This window comes from Colwellia sp. 20A7 (assembly GCF_009832865.1).
Classification (GTDB): domain Bacteria; phylum Pseudomonadota; class Gammaproteobacteria; order Enterobacterales; family Alteromonadaceae; genus Colwellia.
Genome location: NZ_CP047130.1, coordinates 3,969,524 through 3,988,210 on the forward strand (window position 1 = coordinate 3,969,524; position 18,687 = coordinate 3,988,210).

Below are 18,687 nucleotides of genomic sequence, written 5' to 3' on the forward strand. Positions count from 1 at the left end.
GTAACGCGTTCAAACAATCTTTACCGCAATTTCGTCAGCTTTAGCTTGTTTTTTTTCTATTTGTATACTTTGTTGCTCTTGTGTACGTTTGGTTCGGTCTAAAACATCGCCAGCTAACTGTCCACAAGCCGCATCAATATCTTCACCACGAGGTCTTCTCGTTATTACAGTTAAGCCGTAACTTTGTAACACTTTATCAAACCTATCAATACGCGAATTACTTGGGCGTTTATAAGGAGAGCCAGGGTAATGATTAAAAGGGATTAAGTTAATTTTGCTCGGTAGATCTTTTAATACATGCGCTAAAGCATGCGCTTGCTCAGTTGAATCATTAACATGATCTAGCATTACATACTCGATAGTGGCTTGCTTGTTAGCTTTTGAGCCATCAATATAACGAGCTGCAGCAGATATAAACTCTTCCAGTGGGTACTTTTTGTTAATTGGTACCAACTCATCACGTAAAGTATTGTCGGGTGCATGAATTGAAATAGCCAAAGCACAATCAATTTTTTCTTTAAGCATATCTAGCGCAGGTACAACACCAGAGGTACTTACAGTAACTCTACGTTTAGACAGTCCATAACCTAAATCATTCAGCATAGTATCAAGCGCTGGAATAAGGTTTTTCATGTTAAGTAACGGCTCGCCCATTCCCATCATAACGATATTAGTAATAGGACGCTTACCGGTAATACGTGTTGCGCCAATATCATTTGCTACACGCCACACTTGACCAATAATTTCAGCCATAGATAAATTACGATTGAAACCTTGTTGTGCTGTAGAACAAAAAGTACATTCAAGGGCACAGCCTACTTGTGATGATACACATAAAGTAGCGCGATCATTCTCAGGAATCCATACAGTTTCTATTTCTTGGCCGCCTTCTAACACAAGCGCGTACTTAATAGTGCCATCGCTAGAAACTTGCTTTTGAGAGATTTCAGGTGATTTTATTATGCAGTTTCGTTGTAACTTTTCTCTCAACTTTTTATTTATATTTGTCATTTGTTCAAAATCAGAATAACCAAAATGGTAGATCCACTTCATTATTTGATCTGCTCGAAAAGGTTTTTCACCAATAGAGGCAAAATATTCACGTAGCCCTTTATGGTCCAAATTCAATAAATTTACTTTGGTATTTTCTTTGGCACTTACTTTCACGATAGGGTCGCTCATACAACAAACTCTCACAATTTATACTAAAAACAGAAAAAAGATAAAACAAGGTTACGAATTGTACGCTTTTCACGCGAAACCCGCAATTTTACCGTAAAGATAAAACACAAAAGGATTTTACTGATTGCTCAGTAAAATCCTTTATAATTTAATTCATTATTTAATCAAGAAAACAAACTGAATGCTAGAAGGCTTCACAGAGCGTACGTTAATACGAAAATAAAGCCGACGACAAGAACATCCGTTTTCTATGGTTAAAAATGAATTAACGAGTACGTGGACAAATCTCTTCTTCTGTGAAGAAGTAAGCAATTTCACGTGCAGCAGATTCTAATGCATCACTACCATGAGCAGCATTTTCATCAATGCTATCAGCAAGATCAGCACGGATAGTACCAGCTAAAGCTTCAGCTGGGTTAGTAGCACCCATGATTTCACGGTTTTTAAGAACAGCGTTTTCGCCTTCTAAAACTTGAACCATTACTGGACCAGAAGTCATAAATTCAACTAAAGCACCAAAGAAAGGACGCTCGCTATGTTCTGCGTAGAAGCCTTCAGCTTTTTCTTGGCTTAAATGTAACATTTTTGATGCAACAATTTTTAAACCAGCAGTTTCAAAACGGTTGTAGATTTGACCAATATAGTTTTTAGCAACTGCGTCTGGTTTTACGATAGAAAAAGTACGTTCGATAGCCATGATAAGCCCTTTTAATAGATTTAAATTTTAGTGTAAATGGGTAGAGACCAGAACAATAGACTGACACCTACAAATTTTGGCGCGATTATAAACCAAGTCGCACTAAATTCCTATATTAACTCGTTAATAATTATTTAAATCTAGTGAAAGGGAAAATATTTTCTGGTCCTTTAGTCGTAATGAATAAATATAGAAAATACACCATCTTTTGCTTTTGGACATAAAAAGTAAAAAGCTCAGTTAACACTAACATAAGCTGCATCCCAAGCTAGTTAAAGCTTGTCAACATTCACTATTGGTAAAAACACAAAAAACCAACTCGTCCACCTGTGAAAATATCATTTTAGCTTGTTACATTTGGTCACATTGTCGAAAAAATTCAGCAATAGTTTCATAGTTCACTGCGCATCAAAATAAAAAACAATAATAGGAATATTGATGCAACTGATTAAACGAGTTCACGGGGAAGAACAACCATATTGGCCAGCAGGACCATTTAAAATTAGATTACCTTTTGTGCATTACCGCTGGGAATTACCAGAAATGATACAAGGTTTTTTTATGTTCGTCGTTGGCTTGGCTATGATCCCTTTACTGGAAAGCTATTTAGGTATGCCATATGAAGCCGCTTTAGCTTTTACTTTTATTGCGGGTGTCGGCTATATTTTACCAGGCTTGCTTGGCGTACCACTCGTTCCTGGTTGGATAACGCCAGCCATTCCAGTGGTATTACTATATTTAAAAGGTTTTGAACCAGGCCCAGAGGCAATAAGAGCATTATTTGCGCTTCAAATTGAAGTCACTCTTATCTTTCTTATTTTAGGCGTTACTCGCCTAGGCTCCAAATTAGTTAGCGTTATTCCAAACTCTCTAAAGTGTGGCGTAATTATTGGTGCAGGTATGGCAGCTATGATGGGTGAATTAAAGATAGGTGGTCGTATTGATACAACCCCAATTTCATTAATTGTGGGCTCTATAATTTCAGCTTATATACTCTTCTCGTTATCTTTTAAAAATGTTATCAATGAAAATGCACTTGCTCGCAGAATTGCCAATTTCGGCATGGTACCTGGAATGATCATTGCCATGATAGTTGGCTGGCTTGTGGGTGAATATCCGTTACCTGAAATAGAATGGGGGATTACTAATCCTGACTTTACGTTGATGTGGCAGTACCTACCCTTTACGATTGGTTACCCAGAATGGGAAATATTTTTACTTGCTATCCCCACTGCAATAATTGCCTACGTTATCGCTTTTGGTGACATTCTTGTTGGCTTTACTTTAGTAAAACGTGTTGATCATCTTCGTGATGATGAAAAAATTGAAGAGAATGTTGACCGTGTTCACTTGGTTACAGCTATTCGAAATGCTTTACATGCGTTTTTTGCACCATGGCCTGGTTTGGCTGGACCAGTATGGACAGCCGCTCATGCAACAGTAGCAGAACGTTATGCCATGGGACGTAAATCGATGGAGTCAATTTACAGTGGTGGCGGTACTTTTTGGATAAGTGGTTTATTAGCGCTTTTGGCCTTGCCTTTAGTGACATTATTTAAACCTGTTTTACCGATAGCACTCTCTTTAACATTAGTACTTACAGCCTATATTTGTATCATGGTTGGCATGGAGCAACTGAAAAACTCAACGGAACGAGGTGTTGCCGGTATTGTCGCCGTTACGTTAGCCATGCCAGATCCTAAATCTACCATGTATGCTGTGTGTATTGGCATAATACTGTACTTCCTTATTGAGCGCCCTAAGCTTATGGGGAAACATAACAGCAAAGATAATATTATTTTTTCCGATGAAACTCAGCAAGAAGTAAATAAACCGAATAGTAATACTTAGCAAGAGGGGAACATACCAATGACTACAACAAACATTTTTGAACAATATTTAGAGCCTAGCGAAGCTAATTATACGGCATTGAGTCCCGTTGCGTTTTTAGAAAGAGCAGCCTTTGTTTACCCAAATAAAACAGCAACCGTTAATGCTGACATTCGACATTCATGGTTAGAGGTTTTTCAACGATGCACACGCTTTGCCAGTGCGCTGTCAAAACGTGGTATTGGTCGGGGCGATACTGTATCGGTTATAGCACCAAACATTAGCGAACACTTTGAAGTACATTTTGGTGTTCCTATGTCTGGCGCAGTTCTTAATTCAATCAATACACGTCTCGACGCTGAAGCGATTGCTTTTATACTCGTACATGCCGAAACAAAGGTATTAATTACCGATAAAGAATTTAGCCCTTTAGTAAAAAAAGCACTACGTATGATCCCACATAAGCCGCTAGTGATTGATATTGATGATCCTAATTTTAATGAAGGCCAATTGATTGGTCAGTTAACCTATGATCAACTACTTGAAGAAGGTGATAGTACCTTTGAAGCAATAAGACCTAACAATGAATGGGATGCTATTTCATTAAATTATACTTCAGGCACAACCGGTGACCCCAAAGGCGTGGTTTACCACTATCGTGGCGCCTACCTTAACGCGGTAAGTAATGTTATTTCATGGAATATGGGCGAGCATCCAGTGTACCTCTGGACACTACCTATGTTTCATTGTAATGGTTGGTGTTTTCCTTGGTCAATTGCAGCGACCGCTGGCACGAGTATCAGTTTACGACATGTACGAGCAGAGCCTATATTTGAGTTGATTAAAACCGAAAAAGTGGGTTACTTCTGTGGCGCTCCTATTGTTTTAAATATGCTAAATGGCGCAGATGATTCATTAAAATCTGATATTAACCATACAGTGAAAGTAATGACTGCTGGTGCGCCACCACCAGCTTCAGTAATTGAAGGAATGGAAGCTTCAGGCTTTAAAGTCACGCATACCTATGGGTTAACTGAGACATACGGCCCTTCTGTTGTTTGTGCTTGGCATGACGAATGGAATGATGAAAGCACTGAGCAACAAGCTAAGTTGAAATCTCGCCAAGGAGTTCGTTCGCCTATGCTTGATCAATTGATGGTAGCAGACCCTGAAACTTTAGCGCCAATGCCAAAAGATGGTAAATCTGTTGGGGAAATATTTATGCGCGGTAATTTAGTGATGAAAGGATACTTAAAAAACCCCTCAACAACTCAATCAGCCTTCAAAGGCGGTTGGCTTCACTCAGGCGATATAGCGGTTTGGCACAGCGATGGGTATATTGAAATAAAAGATCGCTCAAAAGATGTCATTATTTCAGGTGGTGAAAACATTTCAAGCGTTGAAGTAGAAGATATTTTATATCGTCACCCTAAAGTGCAAGAAGTTGCCGTGGTAGCCAAAAAAGATGATAAGTGGGGCGAAACGCCATGCGCATTCATTACACCAATACCGAATATAGACATAACAGAGCAAGAAATAGTAACTTTTTGTCGTGATAATATGGCACACTTCAAAACACCAAAAACCATTGTCTTTGGCGAATTACCGAAAACATCAACAGGTAAAGTACAAAAATTTATTTTACGTGAGCAAGCGAATAAGTAATATGAAAGTTTCGATCAAATAGTAGCTACCCAACCGTCCTTCCGCTACTATTTTTGGGCTGGCTTCTCGCCAGCCCTTTTTTTATACTATTTTTTAGCTTCCATTTTCCGATTAAATAAACTCGGTAAACACAGGTGATTAATGTTCCTCCAGCAAAAATTATTCCGTACTTTTTTCTCTGCCATCACAGCTACGCTACTGCTATTGTTTATTGGCATTTACTGGTATTCAGTACCTCTAATTAATAAAGAGGTCTATCAAATTGAAAAAAATGCGAGTCGTTTGGTATTAAATAATATTTTTGAATTAGCTAGCAATATGCAACTAGATTTAAAACCACCCAAAGAAGAAGTGGTAAACAGGCTGCAACAAATAATAAAAAAAAGTGTGATCGCAAAAACAGGTTATCTTTTCATTTTTGATGAACAAGGCAATATGCTATACCACCCTAACCCCAACATTAATGGTACTAACGCCGTAAAACTTAAAAATACCCATAATGGTAAATATATTTTACAAGAGCTTATATCCGTTGCGGATACAGGAAAAGAACTTGAATATAAATGGGATAAACCTACCGACGCAAATAATTACAGCCATAACAAAATATCGTTAGTAAGACACTTACCTGAGTTAGGTTGGTATATTTGCTCTTCTGTTTATATCGATGAATTACAAAGTAGTGGCAAACTTCTTAGCCAACGCATTTTAACTATGGGTTTTATTACCTTTATGTGTGCTATTTTTTTAGCGCTACTTTTTTCTTCCTGGATAACGAAACCAATTAATGCACTGGCATTAATTGCCAGAAAAGTAAGCCAAGGTGACTTAAACGTCACCAGCGGTATATCACGTAAAGATGAATTAGGCATTTTAGGTAAAGCATTTGACGATATGGTGCTACAAATGCGCGAAAATATAGAGATGTTAGACTTAAAAGTAGCGTCTCGCACACAGACTTTATCTACTACCAACGCACAACTACAGCAAGCCATGAGTGAAAGCCAACAAGCACAAAAACAACTCGCTCAAGTTCAACATATCAATGCTATTGGGCAACTTGCGGGAGGCTTAGCTCACGATTTTAATAATATACTTACCATCATTTTAGGTAACCTACATGCTGCTAAGCAAGATAATGAGCATAATGAAGCGTTATTATTACATTTACTGCCCGCAATAAAAGCATCACGTAAAGGCAGCGACATTACTAACCGTTTACTAGCCTTTTCAAGACGACAATATTTACGCCCTTGTCCGGTGAATATTACCGTACTGATTGATGAAACAATCGCGCTTTTAAAAGGTTCATTACCCAGTAAAGTAACGGTTAAAACAGACTATAGAGATAACAACCTTTATGTTTATGTCGATGAGAATCAATTAGAGAACTGCTTAATTAATTTAGTCTTAAATGCGAAAGATGCGATGCCAAACGGAGGAAACATCACAATAACAGTCAATAAAAAAACGGTAGAAGAGCCTTTACAATTTGATGAAGAAGTTATCTTCGCTGACTACATTGAAATCACGATTATTGACAATGGTTCTGGTTTTTCTGAACAAGCAATAAGTAAAGCATTCGAACCTTTTTTTACCTCTAAAGAAACTCATCAAGGTTCAGGTCTTGGCTTAAGTACTGCATTTGGTTTTATCAAGCAATCAAAAGGCTACATTCGCATTGCGAATCAAGAAAACGGTGGTGCGAAAATATCACTATTATTGCCCTTACTTATTTATAAAGAAGAAAATCTGTCGAAATCATCCCTTCATAACGAGAATAAAACCACAATCACAACTGACTTTTCAAATAAACTTATTTTATTAGTCGAAGACGATAATGATGTTCGTGCTATAGTTAGAAAGCAGTTAATAGCATTTGGCCTAAACGTTATCGAGGCAAATGATAGTGATGAAGCAGAACAACTTATTGATACTATTGATGACTTATACGGCATGGTTTCAGATATCAGCATGCCGGGCAATAAAGATGGATTTGAACTGGCTACACTGTTAAAAAGTCGATCGCCTGACTGTAAAATTGTTCTCATGAGTGGCTACTTTCATCCTCCGAATGAGCCCAGTGAAGACATGCCAATTTTGTTAAAAAAGCCCTTTGTGGCGAATAAACTATTTCAAGCATTACAATAAAAAACATCGAGGTGACGACACTTGTGAACACTAAACCTTTAATTTACGTTATCGATGATGAACCTGAGATATGCAGCTTAGTTTGCCAAGAGCTTGAACGTTATAACTTTAGAGCTCAGGCCTTTTATACTGGAAAAGAAGCTTTATTAGCAATAAAAAAACAATTACCTTCACTTTGTATTATCGATCTAGGTTTACCCGATATGGATGGCTTGTCATTAGTGAAAAAGCTTTTCGACGATAAAAAAATTGGCGTTATAATTTTATCGGGACGAAATAGCTTACCTGATAAAGTATTAGGTTTAGAGCTAGGTGCTGATGATTATATTGGTAAACCTTTTGATCCACGAGAGCTAGTAGCACGAGTAAAAAGCATTATTCGTCGACTTGTTGTTAGTGAATTACCTGACACAACATTGCAAACCGCCAGCTTTGGTGATTGGACCTTTGAACAATCGACACTTACTTTGTATAACGATCAAGGTGAGAGTTTTATGCTAAGCGCGGCTGAAGCTGAAATATTTATGATATTACTTAAAGCACCTCGACAGATATTGTCACGAGAGCGTTTACTTAGCCTTGATGCAACGTCCTTTGATCGCAGTATAGACGTTAGAATGTCGAGATTAAGAAAGAAAATAGAACAAGATCATAAAAACCCAAAAATAATAAAAACAGTTTACGGTGCGGGTTATATTTTTACCTTAGAGGTTACTTGGCAGTAAGTATGCTCACTGCCAAGTTGTTCATCTTATTATAAAATTATACGCTTGTACGCTTATATTGACGATATTCAGGGTTCCAAAAATTTTGCTCTATTTTCGCCAATAAATCAGCATCAGATAATTCAAGAGCCAAATCTTGCTCATAAGCAACTTTAGCAATAGCAAAAGCAATCTCTTTACTTAATTGTGCTATTTGAGTTAATGGTGGTAATAACTCTCCCTTCCCTGTGTTAGCTAATGGTGAAGCCGCTGCTAAAGTTTCACTAGCTACTTGCAACATTTTGTCTGTAATTCGACTTATATTCGCTGAGATAACCCCTAGACCAATACCTGGGAAGATATAGCTATTATTACATTGTGCTACAGGGAACGATTCACCTTGATATTCAACAGGATCAAATGGACTACCGGTAGCAATAATAACACTGCCTTCTGTCCAATTGATTACCTGGCTTGGTGTTGCTTCAACTTGTCTTGATGGATTACTAAGCGGGAAGATAATAGGCTTATCACAATGTTGTTTCATTGCTTTGATCACTTCTTCACTAAATAAACCAGCCTGTCCTGATACACCTATTAAAATGTCAGGTTGAGCGCCATGCATCACCTCTAATAATGATGCATATTCACCTTCAATATCCCAAGACTCTAACGCGATTTTATTTTGTACCAATCGCTCTTGGAAATCTCTTAACTCACTCATGCCTTGTGTTAATAAGCCAAATCTATCAACCATAAATACTTGGCTTCTAGCTTTTAATGGCGAAACGCCCTCACTAACCATCTGAGTAATTATTTGTTCTGCAATGCCACAACCGGCTGAACCAGCGCCGACAAAAGCAACTTTAAGTTGTGATAATTTAACACCTTTACTTCGAGAAGCCGCAAGTAAAGTACCAACCGTTACAGATGCTGTTCCTTGTATATCATCATTAAAACAACATATTTGATCACGGTATCGGCTTAAAAGCGGCATAGCATTTGGTTGTGCAAAATCCTCGAACTGCAAAAGAACCTTAGGCCATCGGCGTTTTACAGCGTCAATAAATAGCCCTAAAAACTCATCATACTCAGCTTGACCAATACGTTTATGGCGTGCTCCCATATACATTGGATCGTCTAATAACTTTTGATTATTAGTACCAACATCTAGCATAACCGGCAAAGTATAAGCTGGGCTAATCCCCCCACAAGCGGTATATAAAGAAAGCTTGCCAATTGGAATACCCATACCGCCAATACCCTGATCGCCTAAGCCTAAAATTCGCTCGCCGTCAGTTACAACAATTATTTTCACTTTATTTTTAGTCGCATTTCTTAAAATATCATCTATTTGATACCTGTCATCATAAGAAATAAATAAGCCGCGTGAACTACGATAAATGTCTGAAAACTGCTCACAGGCGTCACCAACTGTAGGTGTATAAATAATTGGCATCATTTCAGCTAAATGATTTTGTACTAATTTAAAAAATAATGTTTCGTTATTATCATGTATCGCACGTAAGTAAATATGCTTATTAATATCGGTATGAAAAGAACAATACTGACGATAGGCTCTAGCAACTTGCTCATCTATGGTTTCAAAGCGCGGCGGTAATAAACCAGTTAAGTTAAAGTTCATACGTTCTTGGGGATCAAAAGCACTACCTTTGTTTAATAGTGGTGTTTCTAATAACGTTGGACCTGCATAGGGGATATATAAAGAGCGCTTGCTTTTAGTCATATTTACTTACTGCTTATGTTGAGGTTTATGTTTATTAATTTTTAAATTAAAATTTTACTGTCTTGAGAGCTGCACGCGATGCATCATTATTTACGTGAATACCAGAAATACACTCAAATGATATTGATTGCAGTATAAAGGATATTTTCAGTTCGTCATAGGTTACACCAAAGAATTACTAAAACTAAGCGATAGCACTACTTAATGATATACACACTACCTAGTATAGGGAGAATTTATCATATGCTATAAAGAGATAGCTATGATTTCAAAGGAAGTATCGGTAATTTTATGGGTAAAGTAGTTCAATAATAATACGGCTGTCACTTTACACTATTAAAAGATTTTGAGGGTGTAACTGTGATGCAAAGTAATAGGCTAAAAAGCGCTATTGATAGAATAGCGATAACTTTTTAGCACTTATTACGTCAGGATAAAAGTATTACGTACAGTATCCTGAACTAACCAACTGAGCTTATAGATTGAACTGATAAACTAAGTTTATCCACTTAACTAATCAGCTTCATCTATCCAAGCTAATTGAATGGCTTCTAATACACGTTCACCACAATGGGCAGGATCATCATTAAAGCGCTCAAGATCAAGCACCCATTGACGAAGATCAGTAAAGTTTAATGTAAGTGGATCTACATCAGGATATTGCTCAATTAAATCAAGCGCTATCTCTAATGAATCAATCCACTTAAGTCCTGCTGAAGTATTCATTTTTTGTCCTATGTGCAATTAAAGTGTAAATTATATTTATGCTAAAATAATAAATGAAACCAAAAGTAGTCGGCTATTAACATTAATATAAGCCATAACAACAGCAACCGTGCTCTTTTGCAATATACACACTCAGTTTTCCACCATTGCCGTAGTTTTATCATAAGCGTGTTTTCAGTCATTTATTGGAAGAATCTTTTTAGCATAGATTTATTTACTCCCGATTCTACAATAGTTTCACTACAATACAACGGTTTAAAACCATTTATTCCAACATAGCTTTGTAACTTATCTTCCGATGAAATATTCTTTTCAAAATCACCTGTAGCAGGATTGAAACGATACTCTTTAGACCATGCCGCTATATTTTCAGTTAACTTGTTAATAGCCTCAACAACAAATTTCGCTTCTTCATTGCTTGTTGTAGGGTGAAAAGAAGCTCTAATCCAACCCGGCTTTTCACAATAATTTCCTTCGTCAATTTGTTGAGTAATTTGTTGTGAAGTATTCTGATCAACGTTAAGTAAAATATGGCCGTAAGTTCCGGCACATGAACAACCGCCACGTGTTTGAATGCCAAATTTATCATTAAGTAAACGTACAACTAAATTGTAATGCACATTAGTGATATAAAATGACACTATCGCTAAACGGTCAATAATTTCAGGCTCAAGCATATTTACGGTTTTGTTTTTACTTAGCTCGGCCATTACATATTCTGTTAGTTCTTGCTCTCGCTTAGCAATATTGTCTGTACCCATCGCATCTTTTACTTTGATAGCTAACGCAGTACGAATACATTGTAAAAAACCTGGCGTGCCGCCATCTTCACGTATTTCAATATTATTAAAGAAACTATGCTTTCCCCACGGATTAGTCCAAGTAACTGTTCCGCCACCCGGATGGTCAGGGATTTTATTTTTATACAAACTTTTATTAAAAATAAGTACGCCAGAGCTGCCTGGACCGCCAAGAAATTTGTGTGGTGAAAAAAAGATAGCATCTAAAGTTTGTAACTTATCAACCGGGTGCATATCTATATCAACATAAGGCGCTGAGCAAGCAAAGTCGACAAAACATAACCCGTCATGCTGATGCATGATTTCAGCTAATTGATGGTAAGGAGTTTTTATACCCGTAACATTTGAGCAAGCTGTGAATGAGCCTATTTTTACTTTACGATTCTTATACTTTACTAATAACTCTTCTAAGTTTTCTAAAGAAGGTAAGCCGTTTTTGTCACTAGCAACAATTTCTAATGTAACATCACATTCATACCAAGTTGTTTGATTAGAATGATGTTCCATATGTGTAATAAATACGACTGGCTTATCTTCCTCACTAAAATTAACTTGCTCAGCCATGCGCTCCGGAATTCTCAATCCTAGAATTCGTTGGAATTTATTCACAACATCGGTCATTCCTGCGCCAGAGGTAATTAAAATATCGTTATCACAGGCATTGACATGACGCTTGATCACTTTTTGCGCATCATGATAAGCCAATGTCATGGTACTACCCGTCAAATTAGTTTCTGTATGGGTGTTTGCTACATAAGGACCAAGTGTATGGCTAATATAACTTTCTATTGGCTGATATAAACGACCGCTTGCAGTCCAGTCAGCATAAATGATTTGTTGTTGCTTACCATCAATTTCATGCTCAAGGTTTTGTCCTATAATGTGCTGACGAAATTTAGAAAAGTGCTGCTCTAATGACATAAGTATCCCTTGTTCGATTAACCTCATGCGAGTTTAATCATTTATAAATAAGTAAGAGATAAGTAAACTAATCTTTAAGGAATCACCAATGGCAATTCTGTAGAGCGCTTAATCTCTTCCATGGCAAAACTAGAGGTAACATCAGTCAAGCTTGTTGCTTGAATAAAACGCTGATAAAAAGCATCATAACTAGCAATATCCTTAACCACTACACGCAGCAAATAATCGTATTCACCACTCATACGATAAAAATCGACCACTTCAGGAAACGCTGAAACAGTTTTAGAAAACTGTGACAACCAATCACTATCATGCTTACTAGTTTTGACTTGAACAAAAACCGATACGCTTAAATCTAATAATTTAGCATCAAGCAATGCGACTTTACGTTTGATGACTCCACTTTTCTCTAGTTTTTGTAGACGACGCCAGCACGGGGTTTTAGTTAATCCAACACGCTTAGCTAATTCATCAATCGCAATACTAACATCACGCTGCAGAATAGCAATAAGCCGCAAATCTATATCATTTAAGTGCATTTAATTCTAATTATTAATATTAATTTAGAACAAAATAACTTAATGACATTGTAAAATCAAATTTAGAGAAAAGTTATGCCCCAAAAGGGTCATTATGAGAAATACAATTTTTTAAAAAAAGTAGAAAAAATCAGGAATAAACTAATAATTTTTTATAAAAAAAGGAAATTTAGAAGAAATTTGCTTAAAATATTTTTACAAATGAGTAGTGCTTAAATAGTTAAAGTGAACGTTACTGGGCCGTCATTCAATAATTGCACTTTCATATCAGCACCGAATTTACCTGTTGGGACAGTAAAGCCTTTATCACGTAACTGTTGGCAGAAGAATTGATAGAGATCATTACTAAAGTCTGGCTTAGCTGCAGAAGTAAAACTTGGTCGCATCCCGCTACTGGTATCTGCTGCTAGCGTAAATTGCGACACAACTAAGATGTCGCCATTTGCTTGTTTGACATTCAAATTCATTTTTCCGTTTTCATCATTGAAAACCCTATAACCAGCAACTCGCTCGGCAAGCCGCTTAGCTTTTGCTTGTGAATCTTCAGGCTCAACGGCTAAAAAAACGAGTAGCCCCTGCTCTATCTCACCTATGACTTCATTATCAACGGTCACACTTGCCGAGCTTACTCTTTGAATTAATGCAATCATATTTTTGGGTTTTCCAATTCACTTTCTAGTTCATATTCCTGTAAAGATACCGTAATTACAGCCCCGCCTAATACAATTAACCAAGATAAATATACCCACAAAAATAAGATAGGTACTATGGCTAGTGCACCATATATTGCCTGGTAAGAAGGAAATGCAGCTAAGTATTCTGCAAATATTTTTTTCGCAAATTCAAATAAAATTGCGGCGACTAAAGCGCCAGAAAAAGCATATTTAAATGGTACTGCTTTATTGGGCACTAGCATATACAACAATACAAAAGCCGACATAGAAGACAATATAGGCAGCAGCCTAAAAAGTTGATCTGTAATACCAAAATTATCCTCAACGCCTATTGCGACTAATGAGACTATATAAGAGGAAATAGCAATGCTAGCGCCAACTAAAAGTGGCCCTAAGGTAAGTATCATCCAATACATAGAGAATGATGTTATAACACGGCGCTTTTGCGTTACTTGCCAAATATTATTAAACGTTTTATCAATAGAAGAGATTAATAACAAGGCAACAACAAATAGAAAAGATATAGCAACCGCTGACATTTTAGAGGCATTAGCCACAAACGACGCTAAATACTCTTGCACCACGCCGCTAGCCGCTGGTACAAAGTTTTCAAAAACCAGTTGTTCAACACTTTTATGAATATCAGCAAAAATAGGAAATGCCGTTGCTACTGATAATGCAACCACCATCAAAGGCACGAGTGACATTAAACTAACATAGGAAAGATGACCTGCCACAACAGGTAATTGTGATCTATTAATACGCTTTAACAAATAGTTAAAAAACGATAAATAATGCCGCCAAGGTAATGACTGTTTTACTTTTTCAAAAAATACGTACATGGAACTCATATAGATACCAATAGGATAATTTATGACTTTAGGGTGTATGAATAAACTTAAAATAGACAAAACTACTTGATCATAGTTATTCTATATTTCATTAATTTACTGATTTTTTAATAGTAAATATTATATTATGATATCAGCAACGAATTTACTAGCAAGGTGTGTTATGTCAAATCAAGGTTCTGGTGGCAATGTTATTGCTGCAATTTGTAATATATTTTTTCCGGGTCTCGGCCAATTAGTACAAGGAAGACTTTTACCGGCAATTATATTTGCGATCGTTTGTGTTGGCGGGTATGCATTGTGGTGGCTGATTATTCCTGCCATTATAGCCGCTATATTCCATTTATACTCTATTCTTGATGCTGCTACATTTAACAGTAATGGTTAATAAGCATTCATAATTTAGTTATATTTTTTTAACAAAAAAGGCCGGTTGATTTAACATCAACCGGCCTTTTAAATTAACTTAAGTAATTAATTATTACTTACCTGAACGGCCTTCACGTTTACGATCATTCTCTTTCAAGAATTTCTTACGTATACGGATGCTTTCTGGTGTTACTTCAACTAATTCATCGTTATCGATAAATTCTAATGCTTGCTCTAATGACATAATGATAGGCGGCGTTAATGTTTGTGCTTCATCTGTACCAGAAGAACGAACGTTAGTTAATTGCTTACCTTTAAGTGCGTTAACGGTTAAATCGTTATCGCGACTATGAATACCAATTACTTGACCTTCATAAATATCAATACCGTGACCAATTAACATACGACCGCGAGATTGTAAGTTAAATATAGCGTTAGTTAGTGCTTTACCTGTAGCGTTAGCAACCATTACACCATTTTTACGTTGGCCAATTTCGCCACCCTTGTGAGGTCCGTATTCAAAGAATGTATGGTAGATCAAACCAGAACCAGACGTTAATGTCATGAATTCAGTTTGGAAACCAATTAAACCACGGCTTGGCATAATAAAGTCCATACGGATACGACCAGTACCGTCTGGTGCCATATCCGTTAGTTCAGCTTTACGAACGCCCATTTTTTCCATAATCGGACCTTGATGTTGTTCTTCAACATCAATAGTTACTGTTTCGTATGGTTCTTCTAATACACCATTAACTTCACGAATAATAACTTCTGGACGAGATACAGCTAGCTCAAAACCTTCACGACGCATGTTTTCAATTAGAATACCTAAATGAAGTTCACCACGACCTGATACTTTAAATTTATCAGCATCTTCTAATTGCTCAACACGTAATGCAACGTTATGAATCAATTCTTTATCTAAACGATCTTTAATATTACGTGACGTTACAAATTTACCTTCTTTACCACAAAATGGTGAAGTGTTAACTTGGAATGTCATGTTGATTGTAGGCTCATCAACTGATAATGCAGGTAAACCTTCAACAGTCGTAGGACAACAAATCGTATCAGAGATTTTTAATTCGCCTAAACCAGTAATTGCAATAATATCGCCAGCAAAACCTTCAGCAACATCTAAACGCTCTAGTCCTAAATAACCAAATACTTTACCTACTTTAGCATTATGTACGCCGCCGTTAGCAAGTTGAATAGTTACTTGTTGGTTAGGTTTAACTGAACCACGAGTAATACGACCAACACCGATAACACCTAAGTAAGAGCTGTAATCAAGTTGAGAGATTTGCATTTGGAATGGACCATCTGGATCCGCTACTGGTTGTGGCACTTCTTTAAGGATAGTGTCAAACAATGGCGTCATATCTGTGCCAACTTCGCCTTCTTCAAGTGTAGCCCAACCGTTAATAGCTGAAGCATAAACCACTTTAAAATCAAGCTGTTCATCAGTAGCACCAAGGTTATCAAACAATTCAAAAACTTGATCCATAACCCAATCAGGGCGAGAACCAGGCTTATCAATTTTATTAATAACAACAATTGGCTTTAAACCTTGAGCAAACGCTTTTTTCGTTACGAAACGCGTTTGTGGCATAGGACCTTCTTGCGCATCAACAATAAGTAAAACTGAATCTACCATTGACATTACACGCTCTACTTCACCACCAAAATCGGCATGGCCAGGAGTATCTACAATGTTTACACGGTAGCCATTCCAGTTAATAGCCGTGTTTTTAGCTAAGATGGTGATACCACGTTCTTTTTCGATATCATTTGAATCCATTGTACGTTCTTCTAGACCGCCACGCGTATCTAGTGTACCCGATTGCTCTAATAATTTATCTACTAAAGTCGTTTTTCCGTGGTCAACGTGAGCAATAATTGCCACATTTCTTAATTTATCTAACACAGGCGTTACTCGCTGTTTCATTATTATTTAATACCACAACAAAACGCGGGGCTTAAATAACTAAGGCTTTAATTGGGCGCGTATTATACAGTTTTTTTATATTAAAAGATATTTTTTATCATAAACCTGCTTTATGACGTATTTGTGTCAAAATGGTACAAAATAGTACATGAAAATTGATCAAAATGAGATATAGTGACTTTCGGACTAGTATTTTGCACCAAAAAGATCTTATAGTGCACCATATTCGTGCAAACTGTTTTTTGCACACTTTATAAGCCATTGTTTTATCTATGGTTTATAATTGGCACAATATTAGCTTATGTATGTCAAAACTTTGGTCTATATCAAAAGAAATTTAAAACTAACTTCACTGGAGAGACAAAATGTCACAAGCAGTATTCGATTTAATAAAAGAACACGACGTCAAATTTGTTGACCTTCGTTTTACCGACACTAAAGGTAAAGAACAACATGTTTCTATTCCTCATCATCAAGTAAACGAAGATTTTTTTGAAGACGGTAAAATGTTCGATGGTTCTTCAATTCAAGGTTGGAAAGGAATTAACAAATCTGACATGGTATTAATGCCTGATGCAGATTCTGCTGTTTTAGACCCGTTTACAGACGCTGTAACATTAAACATTCGTTGTGATGTAGTAGAACCAGATACAATGCAAGGTTATAGCCGTGACCCACGTTCTGTGGCTAAGCGTGCTGAAGAATATTTACGTTCTACAGGTATCGCTGATACTGTATTAATTGGTCCTGAGCCAGAATTCTTCTTATTTGATGACGTACGTTTTCATACTGACATCAGTGGTTCTTTCTTTAAAGTTGATGATAAAGAAGCATGTTGGAATTCAGGTACTGAATATGAAGAAGGCAACATGGGACATCGTCCTGGCCTTAAAGGTGGTTACTTCCCAGTATCTCCAGTAGATTCTTCACAAGATATACGTTCAGCAATGTGTTTAGTAATGGAAGATATGGGCTTAGTTGTTGAAGCTCATCACCATGAAGTAGCAACTGCTGGTCAAAACGAAATCGCTTGTCGCTTCAATACTATGGTATTAAAAGCTGATGAAGTTCAAATTTATAAGTATGTTGTTCATAACGTTGCTCACGCATACGGTAAAACAGCTACATTTATGCCTAAGCCATTAGTAGGTGATAACGGTTCTGGTATGCACGTTCATCAATCTCTTGCTAAAGATGGTGTTAACTTGTTCTCTGGTGATAAGTACGGCGGATTGTCTGAAATGGCTATCTACTACATCGGTGGTATCATCAAGCATGCTAAAGCACTTAATGCATTCACTAACCCTGCAACTAACTCGTACAAACGTTTAGTTCCTCATTTTGAAGCACCTATTATGTTAGCTTACTCAGCGGCTAACCGTTCTGCTTCAATTCGTATTCCAGTAGTGCCAACACCAAAAGCAACACGTATCGAAGTTCGCTTCCCAGATCCAGCTTGTAACCCTTACTTAGCATTCTCTGCTATGTTAATGGCTGGCCTTGACGGTATCAAAAACAAGATTCACCCTGGCGATGCTATGGATAAAGATCTTTATGACCTTCCGGCTGAAGAAGCAGCAGAAATTCCACAAGTTGCAACATCATTAACTGAAGCATTAGATGCTTTAGCTGCAGATAACGACTTCTTAACTGCTGGTGGTGTTATGGATCTCGATATGATCAATGCCTACATCGAACTTAAACGCGCTGATTGTGAATTATTAAATACTTCAACTCACCCAGTAGAATTTGCGATGTACTACAGCGTTTAATTTTAACGTTAACAGTTAAGCATAATAATATTAAGCTCACTTCGGTGAGCTTTTTTTATGCTCTAATTATTTATCAGTAGTAAAATTATAAATTTTTGTATAAATTAT

At 36.9% G+C, this 18,687-nt stretch carries 15 protein-coding genes; 6 read left to right on the forward strand and 9 right to left on the reverse strand.

Annotated features, from left to right (window positions below):
- Nucleotides 1-9 precede the first annotated feature (9 nt).
- Together GQS55_RS17040 and ndk are read right to left on the reverse strand one after the other, a co-directional pair.
- Complete coding sequence (locus GQS55_RS17040) at nt 10-1,182, reverse strand: bifunctional tRNA (adenosine(37)-C2)-methyltransferase TrmG/ribosomal RNA large subunit methyltransferase RlmN (RefSeq protein WP_159821628.1); 1,173 nt, start codon at nt 1,180-1,182, stop codon at nt 10-12.
- A gap of 265 nt (nt 1,183-1,447) precedes the next feature.
- Entirely contained in the window at nt 1,448-1,879 is a 432-nt protein-coding gene (gene ndk, locus GQS55_RS17045) for a nucleoside-diphosphate kinase (RefSeq protein WP_159821629.1), read from the reverse strand.
- Between the two features lie 438 nt (nt 1,880-2,317).
- Here ndk and GQS55_RS17050 point away from each other — a divergent pair, with 438 nt between their 5' ends.
- The 4 genes from GQS55_RS17050 to GQS55_RS17065 all read left to right on the forward strand — a co-directional run bounded on the left by GQS55_RS17050 (nt 2,318) and on the right by GQS55_RS17065 (nt 8,250).
- Nucleotides 2,318-3,730, forward strand: coding sequence for a solute carrier family 23 protein (locus tag GQS55_RS17050; RefSeq protein WP_159821630.1), 1,413 nt, complete (start codon nt 2,318-2,320; stop codon nt 3,728-3,730).
- Nucleotides 3,731-3,748: 18 nt separating this feature from the next.
- Nucleotides 3,749-5,374, forward strand: coding sequence for an acyl-CoA synthetase (locus tag GQS55_RS17055; RefSeq protein ID WP_159821631.1), 1,626 nt, complete (start codon nt 3,749-3,751; stop codon nt 5,372-5,374).
- A gap of 141 nt (nt 5,375-5,515) precedes the next feature.
- On the forward strand, nt 5,516-7,525 hold the full coding sequence (locus GQS55_RS17060; protein ID WP_159821632.1) for a cache domain-containing protein: 2,010 nt from the start codon (nt 5,516-5,518) through the stop codon (nt 7,523-7,525).
- A gap of 23 nt (nt 7,526-7,548) precedes the next feature.
- Entirely contained in the window at nt 7,549-8,250 is a 702-nt protein-coding gene (locus GQS55_RS17065; protein ID WP_159821633.1) for a response regulator transcription factor, read from the forward strand.
- 37 nt (nt 8,251-8,287) lie between these two features.
- On the opposite strand, the gene GQS55_RS17070 is transcribed toward GQS55_RS17065, so the two are convergent.
- The 6 genes from GQS55_RS17070 to GQS55_RS17095 all read right to left on the reverse strand — a co-directional run bounded on the left by GQS55_RS17070 (nt 8,288) and on the right by GQS55_RS17095 (nt 14,478).
- On the reverse strand, nt 8,288-9,976 hold the full coding sequence (locus tag GQS55_RS17070; protein ID WP_159821634.1) for an NAD-dependent malic enzyme: 1,689 nt from the start codon (nt 9,974-9,976) through the stop codon (nt 8,288-8,290).
- 513 nt (nt 9,977-10,489) lie between these two features.
- A complete protein-coding gene (gene iscX / locus GQS55_RS17075; RefSeq protein ID WP_159821635.1) occupies nt 10,490-10,702 on the reverse strand; it encodes a Fe-S cluster assembly protein IscX in 213 nt (70 codons plus the stop codon).
- Between the two features lie 182 nt (nt 10,703-10,884).
- Nucleotides 10,885-12,423, reverse strand: a complete 1,539-nt coding sequence (locus tag GQS55_RS17080) for an aminotransferase class V-fold PLP-dependent enzyme (RefSeq protein WP_159821636.1) — start codon at nt 12,421-12,423, stop codon at nt 10,885-10,887.
- Between the two features lie 74 nt (nt 12,424-12,497).
- Complete coding sequence (locus GQS55_RS17085) at nt 12,498-12,962, reverse strand: Lrp/AsnC family transcriptional regulator (RefSeq protein ID WP_159821637.1); 465 nt, start codon at nt 12,960-12,962, stop codon at nt 12,498-12,500.
- Between the two features lie 212 nt (nt 12,963-13,174).
- Entirely contained in the window at nt 13,175-13,612 is a 438-nt protein-coding gene (dtd, locus tag GQS55_RS17090) for a D-aminoacyl-tRNA deacylase (protein WP_159821638.1), read from the reverse strand.
- Nucleotides 13,609-14,478, reverse strand: a complete 870-nt coding sequence (locus GQS55_RS17095) for a virulence factor BrkB family protein (RefSeq protein ID WP_159821639.1) — start codon at nt 14,476-14,478, stop codon at nt 13,609-13,611. The genes dtd and GQS55_RS17095 overlap by 4 nt, the downstream gene beginning before the upstream one ends.
- 172 nt (nt 14,479-14,650) lie before the next feature.
- On the opposite strand from GQS55_RS17095, the gene GQS55_RS17100 reads away from it, so the two are divergent.
- Entirely contained in the window at nt 14,651-14,875 is a 225-nt protein-coding gene (locus GQS55_RS17100) for a hypothetical protein (protein ID WP_159821640.1), read from the forward strand.
- A 93-nt stretch (nt 14,876-14,968) separates the two neighbouring features.
- Here the strand turns inward: GQS55_RS17100 and typA are convergent, their stop codons facing one another.
- On the reverse strand, nt 14,969-16,807 hold the full coding sequence (typA, locus tag GQS55_RS17105) for a translational GTPase TypA (protein WP_159821641.1): 1,839 nt from the start codon (nt 16,805-16,807) through the stop codon (nt 14,969-14,971).
- A gap of 365 nt (nt 16,808-17,172) precedes the next feature.
- On the opposite strand from typA, the gene glnA reads away from it, so the two are divergent.
- Entirely contained in the window at nt 17,173-18,579 is a 1,407-nt protein-coding gene (gene glnA, locus GQS55_RS17110) for a glutamate--ammonia ligase (RefSeq protein WP_159821642.1), read from the forward strand.
- Nucleotides 18,580-18,687 lie beyond the last annotated feature (108 nt).

What these genes read in the sequence shown, in the direction of transcription:
- GQS55_RS17050 (WP_159821630.1), top strand. Translation starts at nt 2,318, where the DNA reads ATGCAACTGATTAAACGAGTTCACGGGGAAGAACAACCATATTGGCCA.
- GQS55_RS17070 (WP_159821634.1), bottom strand. Translation starts at nt 9,976, where the DNA reads ATGACTAAAAGCAAGCGCTCTTTATATATCCCCTATGCAGGTCCAACG.
- glnA (WP_159821642.1), top strand. Translation starts at nt 17,173, where the DNA reads ATGTCACAAGCAGTATTCGATTTAATAAAAGAACACGACGTCAAATTT.
- GQS55_RS17100 (WP_159821640.1), top strand. Translation starts at nt 14,651, where the DNA reads ATGTCAAATCAAGGTTCTGGTGGCAATGTTATTGCTGCAATTTGTAAT.
- GQS55_RS17085 (WP_159821637.1), bottom strand. Translation starts at nt 12,962, where the DNA reads ATGCACTTAAATGATATAGATTTGCGGCTTATTGCTATTCTGCAGCGT.
- iscX (WP_159821635.1), bottom strand. Translation starts at nt 10,702, where the DNA reads ATGAATACTTCAGCAGGACTTAAGTGGATTGATTCATTAGAGATAGCG.
- GQS55_RS17055 (WP_159821631.1), top strand. Translation starts at nt 3,749, where the DNA reads ATGACTACAACAAACATTTTTGAACAATATTTAGAGCCTAGCGAAGCT.
- dtd (WP_159821638.1), bottom strand. Translation starts at nt 13,612, where the DNA reads ATGATTGCATTAATTCAAAGAGTAAGCTCGGCAAGTGTGACCGTTGAT.
- GQS55_RS17060 (WP_159821632.1), top strand. Translation starts at nt 5,516, where the DNA reads ATGTTCCTCCAGCAAAAATTATTCCGTACTTTTTTCTCTGCCATCACA.
- GQS55_RS17040 (WP_159821628.1), bottom strand. Translation starts at nt 1,182, where the DNA reads ATGAGCGACCCTATCGTGAAAGTAAGTGCCAAAGAAAATACCAAAGTA.
- GQS55_RS17080 (WP_159821636.1), bottom strand. Translation starts at nt 12,423, where the DNA reads ATGTCATTAGAGCAGCACTTTTCTAAATTTCGTCAGCACATTATAGGA.
- typA (WP_159821641.1), bottom strand. Translation starts at nt 16,807, where the DNA reads ATGAAACAGCGAGTAACGCCTGTGTTAGATAAATTAAGAAATGTGGCA.
- GQS55_RS17095 (WP_159821639.1), bottom strand. Translation starts at nt 14,478, where the DNA reads ATGTACGTATTTTTTGAAAAAGTAAAACAGTCATTACCTTGGCGGCAT.
- ndk (WP_159821629.1), bottom strand. Translation starts at nt 1,879, where the DNA reads ATGGCTATCGAACGTACTTTTTCTATCGTAAAACCAGACGCAGTTGCT.